This is a genomic window from Mycobacterium sp. IS-1496 (assembly GCF_001499995.1).
Taxonomy (GTDB): Bacteria; Actinomycetota; Actinomycetes; order Mycobacteriales; family Mycobacteriaceae; genus Mycobacterium.
The window spans coordinates 96,331-114,608 of sequence record NZ_LQIU01000003.1 but is presented as its reverse complement, the minus strand read 5'-3'; the positions used below and the strand labels follow the sequence as shown (position 1 = coordinate 114,608).

At 64.1% G+C, this 18,278-nt stretch carries 14 protein-coding genes; 5 read left to right on the top strand and 9 right to left on the bottom strand.

The annotated features are described in order from the left end of the window. Nucleotides 1-85 precede the first annotated feature (85 nt). Both AU195_RS03100 and AU195_RS03095 read left to right on the top strand, forming a co-directional pair. Nucleotides 86-2,158, top strand: coding sequence for a hypothetical protein (locus AU195_RS03100; RefSeq protein ID WP_059157597.1), 2,073 nt, complete (start codon nucleotides 86-88; stop codon nucleotides 2,156-2,158). A 125-nt stretch (nucleotides 2,159-2,283) separates the two neighbouring features. Then, nucleotides 2,284-5,166 (top strand): hypothetical protein, encoded by a 2,883-nt coding sequence (locus AU195_RS03095; RefSeq protein ID WP_059157596.1) that lies wholly within the window; start codon nucleotides 2,284-2,286, stop codon nucleotides 5,164-5,166. Here the strand turns inward: AU195_RS03095 and AU195_RS03090 are convergent. Then, nucleotides 5,151-6,134 (bottom strand): SDR family NAD(P)-dependent oxidoreductase, encoded by a 984-nt coding sequence (locus AU195_RS03090; protein WP_286149114.1) that lies wholly within the window; start codon nucleotides 6,132-6,134, stop codon nucleotides 5,151-5,153. The two genes, AU195_RS03095 and AU195_RS03090, sit on opposite strands and share 16 nt — an antisense overlap. Nucleotides 6,135-6,198: 64 nt before the next feature. On the opposite strand from AU195_RS03090, the gene AU195_RS03085 reads away from it, so the two are divergent. Beyond that, complete coding sequence (locus AU195_RS03085) at nucleotides 6,199-8,010, top strand: CocE/NonD family hydrolase (protein WP_157531011.1); 1,812 nt, start codon at nucleotides 6,199-6,201, stop codon at nucleotides 8,008-8,010. A 21-nt stretch (nucleotides 8,011-8,031) separates the two neighbouring features. Here the strand turns inward: AU195_RS03085 and AU195_RS03080 are convergent, their stop codons facing one another. Continuing rightward, nucleotides 8,032-8,541, bottom strand: coding sequence for a DUF2505 domain-containing protein (locus AU195_RS03080; RefSeq protein ID WP_059157593.1), 510 nt, complete (start codon nucleotides 8,539-8,541; stop codon nucleotides 8,032-8,034). A 134-nt stretch (nucleotides 8,542-8,675) separates the two neighbouring features. On the opposite strand from AU195_RS03080, the gene AU195_RS03075 reads away from it, so the two are divergent. Beyond that, nucleotides 8,676-9,101 (top strand): SRPBCC family protein, encoded by a 426-nt coding sequence (locus tag AU195_RS03075; RefSeq protein ID WP_059157592.1) that lies wholly within the window; start codon nucleotides 8,676-8,678, stop codon nucleotides 9,099-9,101. 9 nt (nucleotides 9,102-9,110) lie between these two features. Here AU195_RS03075 and AU195_RS03070 read toward each other — a convergent pair whose 3' ends face one another. Together AU195_RS03070 and AU195_RS03065 are read right to left on the bottom strand one after the other, a co-directional pair. Continuing rightward, entirely contained in the window at nucleotides 9,111-9,470 is a 360-nt protein-coding gene (locus AU195_RS03070; protein ID WP_082702947.1) for a DoxX family protein, read from the bottom strand. A 152-nt stretch (nucleotides 9,471-9,622) separates the two neighbouring features. Continuing rightward, nucleotides 9,623-11,248, bottom strand: a complete 1,626-nt coding sequence (locus AU195_RS03065) for a PE-PPE domain-containing protein (RefSeq protein WP_059157591.1) — start codon at nucleotides 11,246-11,248, stop codon at nucleotides 9,623-9,625. A gap of 610 nt (nucleotides 11,249-11,858) precedes the next feature. Between AU195_RS03065 and AU195_RS03060 the strand changes: the two genes are divergently transcribed. Next, the gene (locus tag AU195_RS03060; RefSeq protein WP_059157590.1) at nucleotides 11,859-13,337 is read left to right on the top strand and encodes a flavin-containing monooxygenase; all 1,479 of its coding nucleotides are present in this window, start codon (nucleotides 11,859-11,861) and stop codon (nucleotides 13,335-13,337) included. Nucleotides 13,338-13,361: 24 nt separating this feature from the next. On the opposite strand, the gene AU195_RS03055 is transcribed toward AU195_RS03060, so the two are convergent. The 5 genes from AU195_RS03055 to AU195_RS03035 are packed head-to-tail and all read right to left on the bottom strand — an operon-like array spanning nucleotide 13,362 to nucleotide 18,245. Beyond that, nucleotides 13,362-14,195, bottom strand: coding sequence for a class I SAM-dependent methyltransferase (locus tag AU195_RS03055; protein WP_059157589.1), 834 nt, complete (start codon nucleotides 14,193-14,195; stop codon nucleotides 13,362-13,364). Nucleotides 14,196-14,207: 12 nt separating this feature from the next. After that, complete coding sequence (locus tag AU195_RS03050; protein ID WP_059157621.1) at nucleotides 14,208-15,443, bottom strand: phthiocerol/phthiodiolone dimycocerosyl transferase family protein; 1,236 nt, start codon at nucleotides 15,441-15,443, stop codon at nucleotides 14,208-14,210. Nucleotides 15,444-15,457: 14 nt separating this feature from the next. After that, on the bottom strand, nucleotides 15,458-16,318 hold the full coding sequence (locus tag AU195_RS03045; RefSeq protein WP_059157588.1) for an ABC transporter permease: 861 nt from the start codon (nucleotides 16,316-16,318) through the stop codon (nucleotides 15,458-15,460). Continuing rightward, nucleotides 16,318-17,151 carry an ABC transporter permease gene (locus AU195_RS03040; protein WP_059157587.1) on the bottom strand — a complete coding sequence of 278 codons (834 nt, stop codon included), beginning with the start codon at nucleotides 17,149-17,151 and terminating at the stop codon, nucleotides 16,318-16,320. Before AU195_RS03040 ends, AU195_RS03045 begins: the two co-directional genes overlap by 1 nt. Further along, nucleotides 17,148-18,245, bottom strand: coding sequence for a daunorubicin/doxorubicin resistance ABC transporter ATP-binding protein DrrA (locus AU195_RS03035; protein ID WP_059157586.1), 1,098 nt, complete (start codon nucleotides 18,243-18,245; stop codon nucleotides 17,148-17,150). The genes AU195_RS03040 and AU195_RS03035 overlap by 4 nt, the downstream gene beginning before the upstream one ends. Nucleotides 18,246-18,278: the final 33 nt, after the last annotated feature.

Below are 18,278 nucleotides of genomic sequence, written 5' to 3'. Positions count from 1 at the left end.
GGCAGGCGATTAGACTGCCCGGGGCCGGACGAAAGCGGCGATGACCCAGCGATGATCAAGCGACGACGCGAAGACAGGGGCTGGAGTGGGTAGGCACAGCATCCCCGATCCGGAGGACTCCGACGACGAAGCCGGTGTCCCGAACGACGGGATCGACGACGGCGGACACGGTGCCGACTCCGGTCCGTCGGGCCGGCACAGTGGTGAGTTCCCGGCGCAGCCCTGGGGTGGGCACGAGTCCTACGAACCCGCCGCCGACGACACCCGCGCGCACGACACCGCTGACGACGAGTACGCCGACGGCGACTATGCCGACGGCGGCTACGACGACGAGTACGCCGACGACCATCCGGCGGCCGCCGCTCCCCCGCCCCCGAGCGGTCCGGCCGGGCCGCCCCACGGCGGCACGTCGGACGGCGGCGAGTGGACGGGCAGCCACCGCGCACTGGCGCCGGGCCGGCGCGGTATCAGCCTCGGGGTCATCGCGGCGCTCGTCACTGTCGTCGTGGTGGTCGGCGGGGTGATCCTGTGGCGCTTCTTCGGCGACACCCTCTCCGAGCGCGGCGATGCCGCATCGGCCCGCTGCGTCGAAGGCAACCTCGACGTCGCAGTGCTGGCCGACCCGTCGATCGCCGACACGATCCGCGGGCTCGCCGACCAGTACAACGAGAACGCCGCGCCGGTCGGTGACCGCTGCGTGAAGGTCGGCGTCAAAGCGGCCGAATCCGAACAGGTGATCGCCGGTTTCGAGGACAAGTGGCCGTCTGACCTCGGCGAGCGGCCGGCGCTGTGGATCCCCGCGAGCGGCGTCTCGGCGGCCCGCCTCGAAGCGGCGACGGACCAGAAGACGGTCAGCGATTCCCGCACCCTCGTCAGCACCCCGGTCGTGCTCGCAGTGCGGCCCGAGCTCAAACCCGAACTCGCGCAGCAGAACTGGGGAACGTTGCCCGGTCTGCAGACCAACCCGACAGCACTCGACGGACTCGGTCTGCCCGGATGGGGCGCACTGAAGCTGGCCCTGCCGCGCAGCGGGAACGCCGACGCGTCGTATCTGGCGGCCGAGGCCGTCGCGGCGGCCACCGCACCCGACGGCGCCCCGGCGACCGACGGGATCAGCGCGATCAACACGCTGGCCGCCGGCGCACCGGAACTGCCCGCCGACACCGCCGACGCCGCCATGGAGGCGCTGCTGCGTTCCGGTGACCCGGCCAGGGCACCGGTGCACGCGGTGGCGACGACCGAACAGCAGGTGGTGGCACGGGCCGCGGCGTTGCCGAATGCGAAGTCCACCCTCGCCTCGTGGCTGCCGCCCGGCCCGGTCGCGACCGCCGACTATCCGACGGTGCTGCTGGCGGGCGACTGGCTCGAGCGGGAACAGGTCACCGCCGCCAGCCAGTTCGCCCGGTTCATGCGCGAACCCGACCGCATGAGCGAGCTGGCCAAGGCCGGTTTCCGCACCCAGGGCGGCACACCCCCACCGAGCGACGTCACCGACTTCCCGAAACTGGCCGCCCCGTTGTCGGTCGGCGACGGTGCGGCGCGGGTGAGGCTGGCCGAGGCACTGACCTCACCGGCGCAGGCGTCGACCACCACGATCATGCTCGACCTGTCCATGCCCGGCCAGGAGGGCGCGAACACGAGGATGGGCAACGTCGTCAACGCGCTGATCCCGCGGGTGGAGGCGCTGCCGCCGACGACGGCGCTGGGCCTGTGGACGTTCGACTCCACCGCGGGCAACTCGCAGATCACCACCGGTCCGCTCTCCGAACCGGTGGGTGATCAACCGCGTTCGGCCGCGCTGACCTCGACGCTCGACACGCTGTCGTCCACCTCCGGCGGCGCGGTGTCGTTCACCACGCTGCGGTTGGTCTACAACGATGCGCTCGCCAGGTTCCGGGAGGGGCAACCCAATTCGGTGCTGGTGATCACTGAGGGACCGCATACCGACCGGACCCTCGACGGTGCAGGGCTCGAGGCGTTCGTCCGCGACGCGTTTGATCCCGCCCGGCCGGTTGCGGTCAATGTCATCGACTTCGGTGACGACCCGGACCGGGGGACGTGGGAGGCCGTCGCGCGGACGACCCGAGGCCAGTATCAGAACCTTGCGACGTCGGATTCGCCGGAGTTGGCGGCGGCGATCACCACTCTGCTCAAGTGATCGGCGCTGTCAACTGCAGCCCCTGACGTCGTCATCCGTCCACGGTGTTGGCCAATGCAACTATCTGGCGGAAGAGGCTGCGCATTGCCCGCCACAAGGCCGAACGCCTGTGTTAGATACGGACCATGGCGGGGCAGACCAGCAATGACGTCATCGTCGAGGACGCGACGAGCGGGGGCGCGCGAGCCGACGCGGCTGTGCGGGCGTACGCGCGGGCAGGTGGCTCCCGTCGACTGATCGTCGCGGCGGTCGTCGGGTTCGTGGCGGTGAACGTGGGATTCACGTGGCTGTTCGTCGTCGCCGAACGATGCGGGATCGTCCATCTCGGTTCACAATTCGCGGGCTCGGGCGAGAGATTCTCCTGGCTGCTGCAACGCTGCTCGGTCCCTGCATCGGTACAGGAGATCTTGGTCCCCGACCTCCTGGTCATGGCCGGCTATTGGTTGATGTTCACGGCGATCCTTGTCGGTGGATGGTGGCGGCTGGAAGCTCCTCCGCTTCGGCGGGCCGCATGGGTCGTGTGGTTGCCGACGATCGCTGCTGCGTTCGACACGCTCGAATATTGTCTTCTTTCTGCTCTGCTCTACACGACCGACGAAGGGCTGTTCGCTCTGCGCGGCGACGGTGGCCTGGTGAATTGGCTGGCGATGGCTGTCTCGTCGGCGAAATGGGTGGCGGTCGTGGCGATGATCATCGCCGGACTTATCGCTGCCGCGGCTTGGATCTCGCGCCGCCGGGACCCTTTCCCGCCGATGACCGCCGCGGGGTCACCCCGACTTCCAGGGTCCGTGCAACCTCCCAGACAACCGCAGCAACTCGCCGTCGACATCCGTGATGTAAGCGCACCGAGCCACGACGATCAGCGTGTCGGGATCTGCCTCAGTGGTGGCGGAATTCGTTCTACAGCTTTCTCTTTGGGCGCTCTCAGCCAGTTCGAGGCAGCAGGGGGCCTCCTGAGCGGATCACAGACCGGGTCGGCACGCTTCATCGCAGGCGTGTCCGGCGGGGCTTGGGCGGCCACCGCGTGGACGTTGCAAAAGGCATACAGGCCTGCGGAAAGCGCATCCGATGCGGTCATCGCCCGACTCCGATTCGGGACCGGAATAACGGGATACCCCCGCCACTACTACGCGGTCAACGGACGAGGAGGGTTCGTCGGCGCGATCGGCTCGATTATCTTCAGCAGCCTCACCAACGTTCTAATCGTCGGTCTGCTGATCTACCTTATCGCCTGGCCGCTCGGACTGGTCATGACCCACTGCGCCATCGACTCGGGCCAATTGGGAGCGGCATACTGCGGACCGCAGCCGATCCCGGCCGATCACTTCTACGGGCCGAGCATCGTCTTCGCCGCGGCAGGACTGATCTGGCTCCTCGTGACGGGTCTCGCCAACAACCGGATCGCGCGGACGTGGCCGATCGGAGCACTGCTACTGGGGCTCTCGATCTTCCTGGCCTCGTGCTTGGTCTGGCTACCGGCATGGTTTCGCTCGATCGACGATGTAGGTCTCGCAGCAGGTGTCGCCATTCTGATGATCGCCCTTGCCATAGGCGTCAGCATCGCCAGTGGACTCTGGCGTCTGTTCGGGAAGCCGGCCAGGCAAACCTCATCCGAGTCGTCCCGACCATGGAGGCGCGGTCTGGCAGCCGGCGTGATGCTGCTGGGTGGAACCGCCTGGGCGCTGGCCGTCCTGTACGTCGTGGCGATGTCCCTGTCGATCTCGCTCGTCACGCCGTGGGGCGCCATCACACTGTCCGCCACGTCTCAGGTCTCCCTTGTCGTGCCCGGCCTTGCGCTGCTGGCCATGTACATCTTCCTCAGCCCCAACTCCCCTTCCCTGCACGGCCTGCTGTCCCTTCGCCTGCGCCGAAGCTTCGGCCCGGTGGGTGATGGACTCGAGCGCCCTGCGGAGTCGGCGGTCGGGACGTGGAGATGGCTCACCACGAAGGCCGAGGTGCCTGAGCTCGTGCTGTGTTGCAGTCGACAGTCCGGGACTTCCGCGGCTGAGCCGTTCACCATCTCACCACGCTTCGTCTGCCAGACCGGATCGCGGCCGTACCGTACCGCCGACTACATCGATACGGCCATGCGGGTGAGACGCTCATCCCGCCGGCGTCGGGAGTTCCGCAACATCGATCAAGTCTCGTCGTGGTTGGCCACCACCGGCGTGGGCGTCCCCTCGCCGACCCGCGGAGGAGGAAGCCGTCACGGCACCGGTCTCATGTCCGAGGGGAACGCCCAGGTAGGAATGTGGCTGCCCAATGTGAAACTGTCCGAGGGTCAGCACGTTTCAGGATCGGAGTCAGGAAGCGACCGCGCGGCTGGTACTTCGAGAAACTTGCCGGGGCCACGCTTCAATTACCCGTTCAAGCGGATCCTGGGCTGGTGCGACACCGACGACCGATACGTGTTCATCTCCGACGGTGGCTACTACGACAACCTCGGGCTGGTCGAACTGCTACGGAGGCAGTGCGACGTCATCTTCTGCGTCGATGCGACGGAAGACCCAACTCTATCCTTCGCCGCCCTGCAGCAGTCGCTCGCTCTGGCCGCGCTGGAATTCGGTGTTGACGTCAACGAGGTCGAGTTCGAGGATTCCCTGAGTAACATGCTGCCCGGTCACGGTTCCGCCGCCGCCACGTCGGCGACGACCTTCACCCTGTATCCGTCGGTCGCAAGCGCCGGTGCCGAAGGCGCGCTCACGCGGCCTGTCACGGTTCATTACCTCAAGCTGCAGGCGACTCAAAATCTCAGTCCGGAACTGAGGCGGCTGGCCATTGCCGATCGGCAGTTCCCGGACTCTTCGTCACGTCGGCAAACCCTCTCGACCATCGAATTCACGGGTCTCGTGGAGCTGGGGAAAATCGCAGGCGCCGACGCATTGGGGTGCGCACAAGCGGCGCACCGGCCGAACGACGGGCAATACCGGAACGAGTCCGCGAATTCACCCAGTCCGAGCCGAAATGCGCCGGTAGCCCAAACGGCGTCCGGTCACACCGAATCGTAGGTGCGGATCAGTTCTCTCTGGCCCTTGCTACGTAACAGAATGTTGTCCATCGTGACTCCGAAGTGACGCACGATGTCGAGAAATCGCCAGCGGGACGGAATGATCGCTCGCACCTTGTCCCGCTCGACCGCGCGGAGTACCTGCGCCGCCGCCTCTTCGGGGCTGATGCGCACCTTCTCGGCCTTCTCGCTCTGAGGCGTTCCGAGTGTCATCCTCGCCATCGCCGTGTCGACAGGTCCGAAATAGGTGATCGTGACCGAGACGTCGTGGTCGACAAGCTCCATCCGAAGTCCTCGCCCCAGCATCTCCACAGCGGTCTTGCTAGCGGCGTACGCGACGCCGCCGACTGCGGGAAGCATCGCTCCGAACTCGATGTTCGGCGGCCATCCCAGCGAGGACACGAGCACGATATGTCCCCGTGCGGCGATGAGCGGTTCGATGGCGGGCTGCACCGTGTTGAGCGTGCCGATCAGGTTGACGTCGAAGACACGTTGCGCAACACCGGGTTCGAGAAGTCGCAGCGTCGACGGCGGATGGGTGATGCCGGCATTGCAGATCACCAGATCAAGCCCGCCGAGTTCGGTGACGCAGCGCTGCACCGCGGCCGCCATCGCCGCGCGATCACTGACGTCGGCACCGATCGCGAGCGCCGCACCGCTGCGTCGGGCCGCCTCCTCGTCGATGTCGACCCCGCACACCCGCGCACCGCGGTCAGTTAGTTGCCTGACCTCCGCAAGACCGATCCCGGCACCGGCTCCGGTGACCAGTGCCACCGCGTCGGAGAAGTTCTTCATAACACCCTGTCCCCCACCGGTGTGATTTCGTGCACCAGCATCGAGGACGATACCTGGACATTTGCTGGTGCACTGCGGAATTGAGCACGTATTAGCGCGGCGATGACGTGGCAGAGACCATATGCTGGCATCGACGAAGTACGAACCGAATGGTCGTCGGCGGCGAGGTCCCATGGTCAAGAACGGCTCTGATGCAGCATGGTACGACGCCGAGCCCGCACGCCGGACGGCTCGGAGAATGCGTTATCGGTCCTTCTACCTGACGATGCGTGATGGCGTGCGGATCGCGGTCAGCACCTACCTCCCCGAGAATTTGCGTGAAGGTGCCCGGCTGCCCACGATCCTGCATCAGACCCGTTACTACCGGTCGATGGAGCTGCGACAGCCACTGCGAACTGTCGTGCCGGGCCCGACTTTTCACCACATCCCGCGCAACGCACGGTGCCGAAAGCGGTTTGTGGCCAGCGGTTATGCGTGGGTGGATGTGGACGTCCGTGGTGCCGGCGCATCGTTCGGTGACCGTGTGTGCGAGTGGTCGCCGGACGAGATCCGAGATGGGGCGCAGATCGTCGACTGGATCGTGCGTCAGCCGTGGTCGGATGGAAAAGTGGGCGCCGTCGGTACCTCGTACAACGGGGGCGCCGCCGAGTTCCTGCTCGCCAACCGGCATCCTGCAGTACGCGCGGTGGCGCCTCGCTTCGCACCCTTCGACGCCTACACCGATATAGCGTTTCCCGGCGGCGTACATGCCACGTGGTTCACCGAGACATGGGGCCGTTACAACGCCGCGCTGGATCGAAACGCACCGCATGAAGTCGTCGGGAAGTGGGCGGATCTGGTGCTGACCGGGGTACAGCCGGTACAGGCCGATCACGACCGCTCTCTACGCTCGGCTGCCGTAGCGGCACACGAAGCCAATTACGACGTTCACAAGCAAGCCTTGTCGATCCGCTTCCGCGATGACGTCGCCCCATTAGATCCCTTCCACAGGAAGCTGGGCGCGGAAATCGAACTGGTCGGCACGCCAGTCGACGAGTCGGGCAGTGTCAACGTGTTCAGCCCACACAACTACTGGCGAGATTTCCAGGCTTCCGGGGCAGCGGTGTACAGCTACAGCGGCTGGTTCGACGGCGCATATGCGAACGCCGCGATCAAGCGCTTCCTGACCGTATCCACCCCCGGCAGCCGCTTGATTCTGGGACCGTGGAATCACGGTGGCGGCTGGCACGTCGATCCAGCTCAGGGGCCGCTCAAGTCGGTCTTCGACCACGACGCGGAGTTACTTCGCTACTTCGATCATCATCTGAAGGGCCGCGCTACAGGCATCGAGGCGGAGCCACGAGTCCATTACTTCACCATGATTGAGAACCGGTGGAAGTCGGCGGATGCATGGCCGCCACCCGCCGAGCCCTACACCTACCATCTGGCACCCGATCGCCGGCTGCAGCCCGCGATTCCCGACTGTGACAATGAAGCTGACCACTACGTGGTGGATCAGTCCGTTGGAACGGGTGAACATTCGCGGTGGCGTACCCAGGTCACCATCGGGGAAGCCGTTCGCTATCCGGATCGCGCCGCGCAGCATGCGCGGATGTTGACCTACACGTCCGCGCCACTCGACCGAGCCCTTGAGGTGACCGGACACCCCGTCGTGAGGCTCTTCGTGACCTCCCCGACCGCCGACGGCACAGTATTCGCTTACCTCGAAGATGTCGACGAACAGGACCGTGTCGCCTATGTGACCGAGGGACAGTTGCGTTTCGTCAACCGCCGCTTGAGCGATGCCGCTCCCGTCTACAGCCAGATCGGCCCGTACCGCACCTTCAAGCGCGGCGATGCGGCACCTCTCGTCGCGGGTGAGTCGGCTCAGTTGACCTTCGACCTACTGCCGACGTCCTATCTGTTTCGGCCGGGCCACCGAATACGGGTAGCCTTGGCCGGCTGCGACGCAAGCCATTTCGAGGTGTTGAGTGACGGACCGCGGACACTGGCGGTCCACCGTGACCGTTCGCGTGCGTCATGTATCGAGCTTCCTGTGGTGACGCATTGAATCCGCGGAAGGCCCCTTTGCTCAGCTTCGTCCGGTGATCCATCGGGTCGTGAAGTGTTGTATCGCACCGATGTCATCGGCGGCTCGGGAACCCACGTAGCTCTCGATCTTGCCGCCGACAACTGGAATTTTGACGGTGACAGTCGTGGCGTAGGTCAACCGAGAACCGCCCTCGTCGAGAGGGAGCAATTCCGCTGTCCCCACCGCGGACAACGGCGCACCTGCAACGGCTACCCGGATCTCGCCGCGGACACCACCATCGGCGGCCGGGGTCCACTTCTCGCTGCGGTTCATGGCGAGGCCGCCAGGATGCAACTGGGTGATCAGGCGAGGTAGCCGTTCGCGTAACAGACTGACTGTGACATCGGCGGCCACAACACCATTCGCATCGACGTGCAGCGAGGTCAACGAGGCTGTCCCCCCACCGAACGACTCGAGCCTCGCATGCCAGTAGGCCTCGTCGCCAAGCGCCGCGAGAATCTGCGAGACACTGGCCGGCGACTCGAAGGTCAACTGGAAGCTTCGTGACATGACAGATGACGCTACCGTCACAGACCTCGCACGAGAGTTCTTTGCACGAAGCCCGCTTATTCAAAGAGTCTGTCCCCGAACATGTTCTGTCGGATTGCACCCTGCCGACAGCAACATGGTGCGATTATTGCCTGATGAGCAGACGTACGTTCGAAGGTTCGACCACTTGCGCCGCACCGGCTTCGACCGTGTGGACCGTTTGGAGCAATCCGGTTGAGTGGCCGGGAGGGATAATTCAGTCGACGGCCATCGACGGCGATTTCGTTGTCGGCGCGAAGATCAAAGGCAAGGTCAAGGGCGGACCCGCCACCACCTCCACGATCACGGAGATCGACGCCCCTAGGGCCTGGGCCGGGGTTTCACGGTTCCCCGGGCTCACCATGACCTACGAGCACACGATCGAAGACGTCGACGACGGGACCGTGTTGACTGAGCGCGTGATCATGGACGGTCCGTTGGCTGCCATCGCCGGACGGTTTATGGGGAAGAACCTCAAGAAGACTTTCGCCGGAACGACCGGGCGCATCGCTGAGCTGGCGGAGGCGCGCATCGCGCGTTGACGCGGGCTGTCAAGCGCCGGCCTGTGCGATATGCCCGACCATGACGAAGCCGGTCAGCAGGAACACCACCACGGCCGGCACCATCTCCTTGATCGAGTCACCGACCTTTCGGTGAGCCATGACGGCGCCAATCATCAGGAGCAGCAGCCCGATTGCGGCCGCAATGGCGAGCGCTGACCACCACAGGCCGGCAACCAGGCCGATCACAGCGGCGAGTTGGCACCAGCCGATGAAGCGCACCCGTTTCGAAGAGATCTTCAAGTGCGTGGCGTTCTCGCGAGCATGCTCCATGTAGAAGATGTTCAGCACGGCGGCGATCCCAAGGTACACCGCTAACGCAATCGTGACGACGATGATGGCAATGTCCATGGGTTCCTCGATCGGATGTCGAAATGACCGGTGCTCTCGGATGGTAGCGGCGCATCGGCCGCCGCACCGGTGATTTGCTGTCAGGCATAGAGACACGAAGTGCTGCCCGCCACCGCCGGGGCGGTGACGGGCAGCCGTGGGGCTAACTAATTTTAACCTGTGCCGCCGGAGGTGTTCTCCGAGCCGCCGGTGGTCCCGCCGGCGCCCGCACCGCCGTCGGTGCCTTCGCCGGCACCCGTGGTGCCCCCACCTTCCGTCGTGGTGCTCCCGCCTGTGGTGGGCCCGGTGTCCTCGGTTCCTGAGCCCGTGCCGGTGGTGCCGGTCCCGGTCGAGCCGCCGGTGGTCTTCTTGGGTGTCAGTGCCTGGGTGATCGACTTCGCCACACCGGTCACGACCTTGTTGAACGCCTTGAGGCCGGGCAGGTTCTGCGTTCCACCGGCCGGGGCACCTCCGGTCGGCGCGGTAGTCGACGATGTGGTTCCGCCGGCGGGCACCACCGGCGCCTGAGTGGCACCCGTTTGAACAAGTGCCGGCGGTTGCGTGTACGCGGTCTTCGGTGCCGGCAGGAATTGCGGTGTGAAGGCGGTGCTGAACGACCCCGCAGTTTGTGTTGATCGCGTCGTCAGAGGCGCCGGCTGCGGGGCGGTGACGGCCGCCGCCAGCTGCTCATGGCTGTCGTCCAGCCCTTCGCCGATCGCGTGCGCGTCATCGACCCACTGGTGCGGCCCGGGAAGGATGTGGAACATCACCGGCTTCGAGGGATACACACCGTCTGTCGGGCGGTCGTAACCGGTTTCGATGATCGCGCGGAAGAACGGCTCGAGCGAATCCACAATCGCATCCGGCACTCCGAGGTCCCGCAGCGGTCGCAGAAGCGGAAGATCACCCGGCTGGTTGAGGATCAGAACGTCGGTGACAACAGGCTGACCGGTGTCGACCCCGTTCTCATCTTTGATCGTCTCCTTGCTGTAGGTGACGGTCGCGTAGCCTTCGTCCTCCATTTTGTCGAAGTCGGCCTGGTTGACCGAACCGTCCCCGTTGTAGTCGAGCTTCACGTCGCGGTAGTAGTCGTTGTGCTGGTAGTACTGGCCCATGATCGCGTTGGCGCCGGCCACCAGGTTGAACATGTACTTGGGTGAATCGGAGACACCGTCGTACTGCTTGCTGACCTGAATGATCTTGGTATTGCCCGGAATCGTCGCGTCACCGAAGCTGATGCCGAGCACCGGCACGTACACACCGGGCGGCAGCCCGGCCCAGAAGCCACCGTTGTTCCGGGTTCCGTTGCCGGTCAACACGAAGGTGATACCCGACGTGTCGTAGTCTTCCTTCTCTAGCTGCTCGATCGCGTCCGTCGCGGCACCTGAACCCTGCGAGAAGCCGACGACGACGATCTCCTCGTTCGGGTTCTGGGCCCGTGCGGTCTTGATGGCCTTGATGGTCCGATCGGTTGCTTCCGCCTTCGAGGCGTCGTAGAGCGGATCGTTCGCGCCGGTGAGGACGCCCATGGCTCGCGAGTAGTCGATGAACACGTTCGAGCCGAGCGGGAACGTCCCGGTTCCGTCGTACTGAACGTTCGTGCCAGGCTGCGTGTAGGCACCATCGAGGCTGTCCTCCATCCGGTCCCAGCCCTGTTCCGGCTCCCCCGTCGGATAGATGTCCCTGGTGCCTTCGATGAAGATGGTGGTGGCCAGAAGCCCCACACTGGGCGCATGGCTACCGGCGGCGTACGCGAAGCCGAAGAGTGCCGCGCCCCCCAGCGCCAGGCCTGCCGTCACCGATGGCGCCAATTTGTTTCGGCTTCCATGAGCGATCGCTCGATGATTCCCCACTGTTGTTCCTCCACCCCAGATATTCGAAAGCGGGCTAACTTGTTACCGCGCTTGCGGAGGAGCGTAACCCATGTCGTAACACAGTTGAAATAGATTCGCTGATACTTAAACGCGAAGTGACGATTTAGTACTGGCAGCGGGCAACGGGCCAGCGATTGTTGCGTCGTGAACCTGTTCGTCAGCGTCCGGCGCAATGCGTCTCAGCAATCTCTCAGGTTTCGTCGTCAGCCCGTGGGTTGTCTCACTATTAACGCCGTTATCCCTGCTAGGGCCGATATGTTCGTCGGCCGCCGGATGATGTCGAGCGGAGAACTCGGGTCCAGCAAATGCACTTGACGCGTCGAATTATTGCGTCGGCACCATTCCGCTCCGCTGCACCGATCGTGAGGGCCGGCCGACGATCTTTACTCATGCAAGCGGTTTGCCGTTCCTCCGCGCCTTCAACGTGTCGCTGCGCGGCGAATCACTGGCGCGCCTGGTGTAGGCAAAGCGAATTTAGGGCCTGCGTGAGGGGAATCGTGACCGGCGGCCGACGTTCAACGGGTACCTTGTGACGATGGGTGAGGGTCTACTGGACGCGATCATCGTGGGGGCTGGGTTCGGCGGGATGGGCGCGGCTATCCAGCTGAATCGCGTGGGCTACGACAACCTCGCAATCCTCGATCGCGAGGACGACCTCGGCGGTACCTGGCACATCAACCGCTATCCCCGCCTCACAGTCGACGTCCCGACGACCACGTACTCCTACTGGTTCGAGCCCTACCCCTTCTGGTCTCGGTTGTATGCACCGGGCGAGGAGCTCAAGCAGTACGCCGATCACATCGCCAACAAGTACGACCTTCGTCGCTACATGCGGTTCCACACCACCGTGGACGGCGCTCGTTGGGACGAGGATGCGCAGGTGTGGCAAGTGATTCTCGGTTCCGGTGAGATGATGACCAGCCGGATGCTGATCACCGCAACGGGTTTCCTGTCCCAGCCCCGCGTACCCGACATCCCCGGTATCGCCGATTTCACCGGCAAGATGGTCCACAGCACGAGGTGGGATCACAGTTTCCCGATGGAGGGCCGTCGAGTCGGGATCATCGGCACCGGCGTCACGGCGGTGCAGCTGGTTCCGGAGCTCGCCGAGAAAGCCTCATCGCTGACGGTCTTTCAACGCACACCCATCTGGGTCATCCCGAAGATGGACTTCCCGATTCCAGGCTGGTTGCAGAAGCTGTTCGTTCGGATACCTCCTCTGCAGCGGGCTCTCCGGTTCGTGACCGACGGCATGGGTGAGCTCGGAGTCATCCCGGGAATCGTGTTCTACCGCTGGGCGAAACCGCTGACCCTGGTGGCCGCGAACTTCTCCAAGCTGCACATGTTCCTGTCGATCCGAAATAAGGACTTGCGGCGCAAGCTCACGCCGGATTACGACTTCGGCTGCAAGCGGCCCACGTACCACAACTCGTACTATCGAACACTCGCCAAGCCCAACGTGCGTCTCGAAACCTCCGGCATCCAACGAGTGGACCCGGACGGCATCGTGACCGCCGACGGCCACAAGGAACACATCGACACGTTGGTGCTCGCGACCGGCTTCGACCTGTGGGACGCCAACTTCCCGGCCATAGAGGTGGTGGGTCGCGATGGAAGGAACCTCGGTAAATGGTGGCGTGACAACAGATTTCAGACCTATCAGGGCATCAGCGTGCCGTACTTCCCGAACTTCCTGAACCTGGCCAGTCCGTACTCTTTCGCCGGCTTCTCGTTCTTCAACACGATGGAGTATCAGATGCGGCACATGGACCGACTGCTCGGCGAACTGCGGCGTCGCAACGCCGACACCTTCGAGGTCACCGAAGAAGCGAGCACTCGGTTCTTCGACCGTATCAGCGACCGTGCCGAGGATATGGTGTTCTTCCGCGGCAACTGTGCGTCGTCACGTTCGTACTATTACCGGGACAACGCGACGATGATGCGCCCCACCTCCACACGCAACGCAGTGCGTGAGTCGATGCGATTCCCGCTGAGTGATTACGCGTTCAGATGAGCCGCCCCCGTGGGGGGCTTGGCGTCAGAAGCCGTAACGGTGGAACTGAATGATCTTCCGAAGACCGGGTGTGCGTGATGCCACCTTCGCGACGCGGCGTTGCCCCTTGGGCAACCGTTGCACCGTGTCGGCCGCGAACATCGACGTCGCCGAGATCAATCGAAGTCCAGGAACGGCACCCAAGATCTCATCGGGGCGGTTCACCGTCCAGCCGAGTGTCGAACCGGAATGTGTGATCACCCTGTTCGTCTTCTTCTGTGCCCGCATTCCCAGCCTGCTCCAGAAGTCGAGTGTCAGTTCCCCGGCAGGGAAACGGTCGACCACACGGCGTAGCAACGCAATGCCCTCGGCCTCGGGCAGGTACATGCTCAGCCCTTCGGCGAGCAGCAGTGCCGGACGGTCCGCCGGGATGGCGGTGAGCCATGACGGATCGGTGGCTGACGCGGACAGGAGGTGGTAGTGGTCGCGCTGGGGATAGAGTCGCTCGCGCAGCGAGATGACATCTGGGAAGTCGACGTCGTACCACTCGACATCGGGGCCCGGATCCAACCGGAACACCCGACTGTCCAACCCACATCCGAGATGCAGAACCACAGCGGATCGATTCGCCGCCAGAAATTGACGCGCCCACATGTCGAACTGCGTGCCACGAACCACGATCGATGCGACCTGGCGTCGGCGTTGCCGGGTGATCGCACTGGCTTGCCAGTCGTAATCGAGCTGCTCGACGAGCTCCTTCGCGAAGGTGTCGTTGAGTATCGGCTGCGGCGAGCCGGCGTCAAGCGCCTTCCCGTAAAGCATGTCCAGCATCGTCTGCGGCGGTCCGCTCAAGTCGACGTGAATCTTGCTGACAGACATGTGTTCTCTCCTTCAGTTTTGAGACTCGAGCGAGGCGGCACGCAGCAGCGAGAGGATCGATTCGATCGACCTCTCTGACGCGGCGTTCTGGACGTGATGCTCTACACGCAGTTGGCCGGCGGCGATTCCGCATGTGTAGATGTCGACCACGGCGGCGGATGCACGGTGGAATTCGGACCGGTAGTCGACGATCTCGAGATCCGGAGGCGTCGGCACAGCCGACACGTTCCCGATGTTGGTGAAGATGACGGCATCGGGCAACCCGGGGATCTCCTCGTACTGCAAGCTGAAATGAAGCATCGATTGCTGGATGACTCCCTCGGACAGGTCATCCTGCAGCGTGTCGGCGATGTCGTGGGCCAGCCCGGTGAGATTGGTGTCCGAGGTGATCTGAGCGAGGTAGCAGGCCACTCCCAGCGCGAGAGTGCAGGCGGTCGGCGTCACGGGCGGTTCGAGCAACCCACGCAGGTTCACCGGACAGAGGTACGGAATCGGAATGTGCGGCGTCTCCCGAAGGCGCCACTCCGTGAGCAGAATCGCGGCAGAGACAAGTGAATTGACGAACAGCCGGTTCTTTCGCCCGAATCGCACCAAGGCCGTCGTCTCATCCTTGGTCAACCGCCCACGCGAAGCGGGCACCGCCACCGGCTCGGTAGGCTGCTCCAGTCCGGACGAGCGACGTGGCGGTAACTCGTACGCGAACATCGCTGGGATGAACCGGTCCAACCCGGACCTGCGTAGTTTCTGTATACCGCGTTGCGCCAGAACGGTTTCCACCGAGTCCGGCGCCTGCTGAACATCGACTGGTCCGATGTCACCGGTTTTCACCAATTCGGTGTACCGGGTGAACAACTCGAAGAAGAGGCCCGCGATGTGGTGGCCGTCGGCAAGGCTGTGATGGACGAACAGGGTCAATTCGGCGCGTCCGGCGCCGGTTCGGACGAGTAGATTGAGCAGTGACACGCTCTGATCGAGTCGCATGTGCGGGCTGCGATCATCATCGCCTTCTACCGTCCACATCCCGGCATGAAGAAGGTCGTCCGTAACGATCTGGAATCGCCGGTCCGCGCCTTGTTCCAAGTGGCCGGCGTAAACCGGATACATCTCGAGCAGTACGTCGAAAGCCGTCGACATGGCGTCGACGTCGAGCACACCTTCGAGGTACACCGTCACTGACGTGAACGTCTGGGTCTCGGCGAAGAACTCCTCGCTGGGCGCGAGTTTGCGGATGACCGATGCAGAGAACATCTGACTCTTCCCCATCACCCGCGACGGCACGCCCTGCGATAGCCGATCACCATCGGTAGGGCGCACAGGGCAACGACCCCTCCTGACCAGAGCAGGATCCCGGTGACCGGCTCGAGCACCGGACCGCCCAGCGAAAGGCCCCGCATGGCTTCGATGGCGTACGACAGCGGCTGGTGCTCGACCACGGGTTGGATCCACTCTGGGTACTGGTCCAGCGGCACGAACCCAGTGCAGAAGAAGAGAGCGAGCGAATTCACCAGGACGACACCGTCGACCAGCGTGGTGGTCGGCCAGTACAACGCGACGGTGAGCACGAGCGACGCGAACGCCACGCCGAAGAGTGCGGGAATGCAGAGCCACGCGAGGGTCGCCAATACACCTTGCTGGAACCGAAGACCCATCAACACTCCGACGCCGAGCAGTACGAGGGAATTGACGATGACGCGAACCACTTCCGCGCCGATCCGGGCCAGTAGACCCGACGCTCGGTGCACCGGGACAACCCATAGCCGAGCCAGCAGACCGTCCGTCCGCTCGGTGATGATGGCGACGGCGCCGACGGTGGCGCCGTTCATCGCTCCGATGACAGTCACCATGGGAACGCTCCCGTAGAGCGCGCTGTTTCCCGTCACCGTCGAAATCGTCTCGCCGAGAACGATATCCATCACAAGGAGGAAGAAGATCGGGAAGACGAGCCCGAAGAAGAACGTCATCGGATCGCGCACCAGACGGATGAGCAGGCGCTGCAGTTGTATCAGGGTGTGCGGCAGGAGAACGCGCAGCGAATTCTCACCCGTGCGGCGATGAGGGACCGGAAACGCGTCTTCGTGCAGGATGGTGGAGTTCACCGGTGTCTTGTCGTGCGCAAGTGACATCACGGCCTCCTCAGGACGATGACGACGGACGCGGGCACCATGATGGCCGCTACAACGCCCAGCCAGATCAGCGACGGACCGACGGCCGACCAGGTGACGGGCCCGGCAGCGGAGGTGGAATCACCCGCGAGCGCGCGCAACGCATAGACGAATTGGGAGATCGGCTGGTTACGGACGACTGGCTGGATCCAGTCCGGGAATCGCTCAGCCGGCTGGATGCCGACGGAGAGCAGTCCGAAGATCAGCTGGGGAAGGAGGAGCCACTGCGTGGTGGCTTCCGGGTTCTTCGAATTGCTGCCCAACAGGTCGGAGAGAAACGACAGGACGATACCGATCAAGAGCAGCAACAGGCAGAACGCAACCGTGTACTCCCAGTCCCGGTAGAAGCGGAAGCCGATGACATGACCACTCACCAACGCCGCGACGGTGCCCACTGAGCAGCGGTAGACGCTGGCTGACATACGGGCGGTGAGCGGAGTCAGCGCGGCGATCGGCATCGACTGAAACCTACGGTTGACTCCCTTCACGGAGTCTGTGGCGGCGCGCAGCGCTCCTGTGACGGCGGCGAAGGAGATGCCCTGAAGCGCTATCAGCGGCATCAGATATTGCGCATAGGAGCTCATATCCATGGTGGCGCCCATGATGTTCTTCAGCGGCACATACCAACCGATGGTGAACACCACCGAGGCGACCACCGCCGTGAGAACCTCGCCGTTGCGCAGTGTGGGCGAAATCAACCGCTTCGTGAGCACCCACCACTGATGGACATTCGACGGCCGTGGCCTGGTGACTGACATCGCGTCGTCACGGGGCTTGTCCAGAGCGACGGTCATGACACAGCGTCCGTGCCCGTATTCGAGGCGCGACCGTTCAGACGGTGCTTCCCCCCGCCCGCCGCCGCAACCGCGGGCGAGCCGTCCACCAGCGGTTTGGTGTCACGAGCTTCAGGCGGCGACGACCGAGCAGGATCCGCGGTCAACGCCAGGAATACCTCGTCGAGCGAAGGGCGCCTCAACGCGATGTCTGTCAGCTCGATATCCGCGGCGTTGAGCCGGGCCAATGCCTCGACGAGCGTGTGCACCCCATCCGGTGCGGGTACGGCGATGCGGTCGGAGGTCGTACTCATCGCCGCCCGGTTGTGCTCCGGTAGCAGCGATCCGAGGGCGTCTACGACAGCCGGCAACTGGTGGAGATCGCGCGGGACGATCTCGCAGTAGCTTCCGCCTGTCCGCTCCTTGAGTTCATCAGCGGTGCCTTCGGCGATGACGACACCGTGGTCGATGACGATGATCCGGTCACTGAGGGCGTCCGCCTCCTCGAGGTACTGCGTCGTCAACAAGGTCGCGATCCCGAGTTCTTTGAAACCGGCCACCAGATCCCAGATGGTTTGCCTGCTTCGAGGGTCGAGGCCTGTCGTCGGCTCGTCGAGGAACACGACCTCCGGACGAACCACCAGGCCGCAGGCGATGTCGATCCGTCGCCGCATCCCACCGGAGTAGGTGCCGACTCGTCGATCGGCAGCATCCACCAGGTCGAAATCGCGCAGGAGCTCGTCAGCGCGTGACTGCGCCGCCGGCTTGCTCAATCCCTGGAGCCGGCCGAACAACACCAGGTTCTCCCGACCGGTGAGCATGTCGTCGAGGGCGACCTGTTGTCCGGTCAGCATGATCGAACGACGAACTGCTGCCGCTTCGGACGCCACGTCGAATCCGGCGATGCTGGCATGTCCTCCGTCGGGCACAGTGAGCGTGGCAAGCATGTCCACCGTCGTCGTCTTACCGGCCCCGTTGGGGCCGAGCAACGCGACCACCTCACCACGCCCGACCTCGAAGCTCACCCCCTGGACGGCCTTCACGCTGCCGAATGACTTGGTCAGATCCTCGACGATCACACTCTTGTCGTAGGACGGCCCGGACTCATCACGCATCGAATCTCTCTTACTCACTGCGAGGGTCATCTC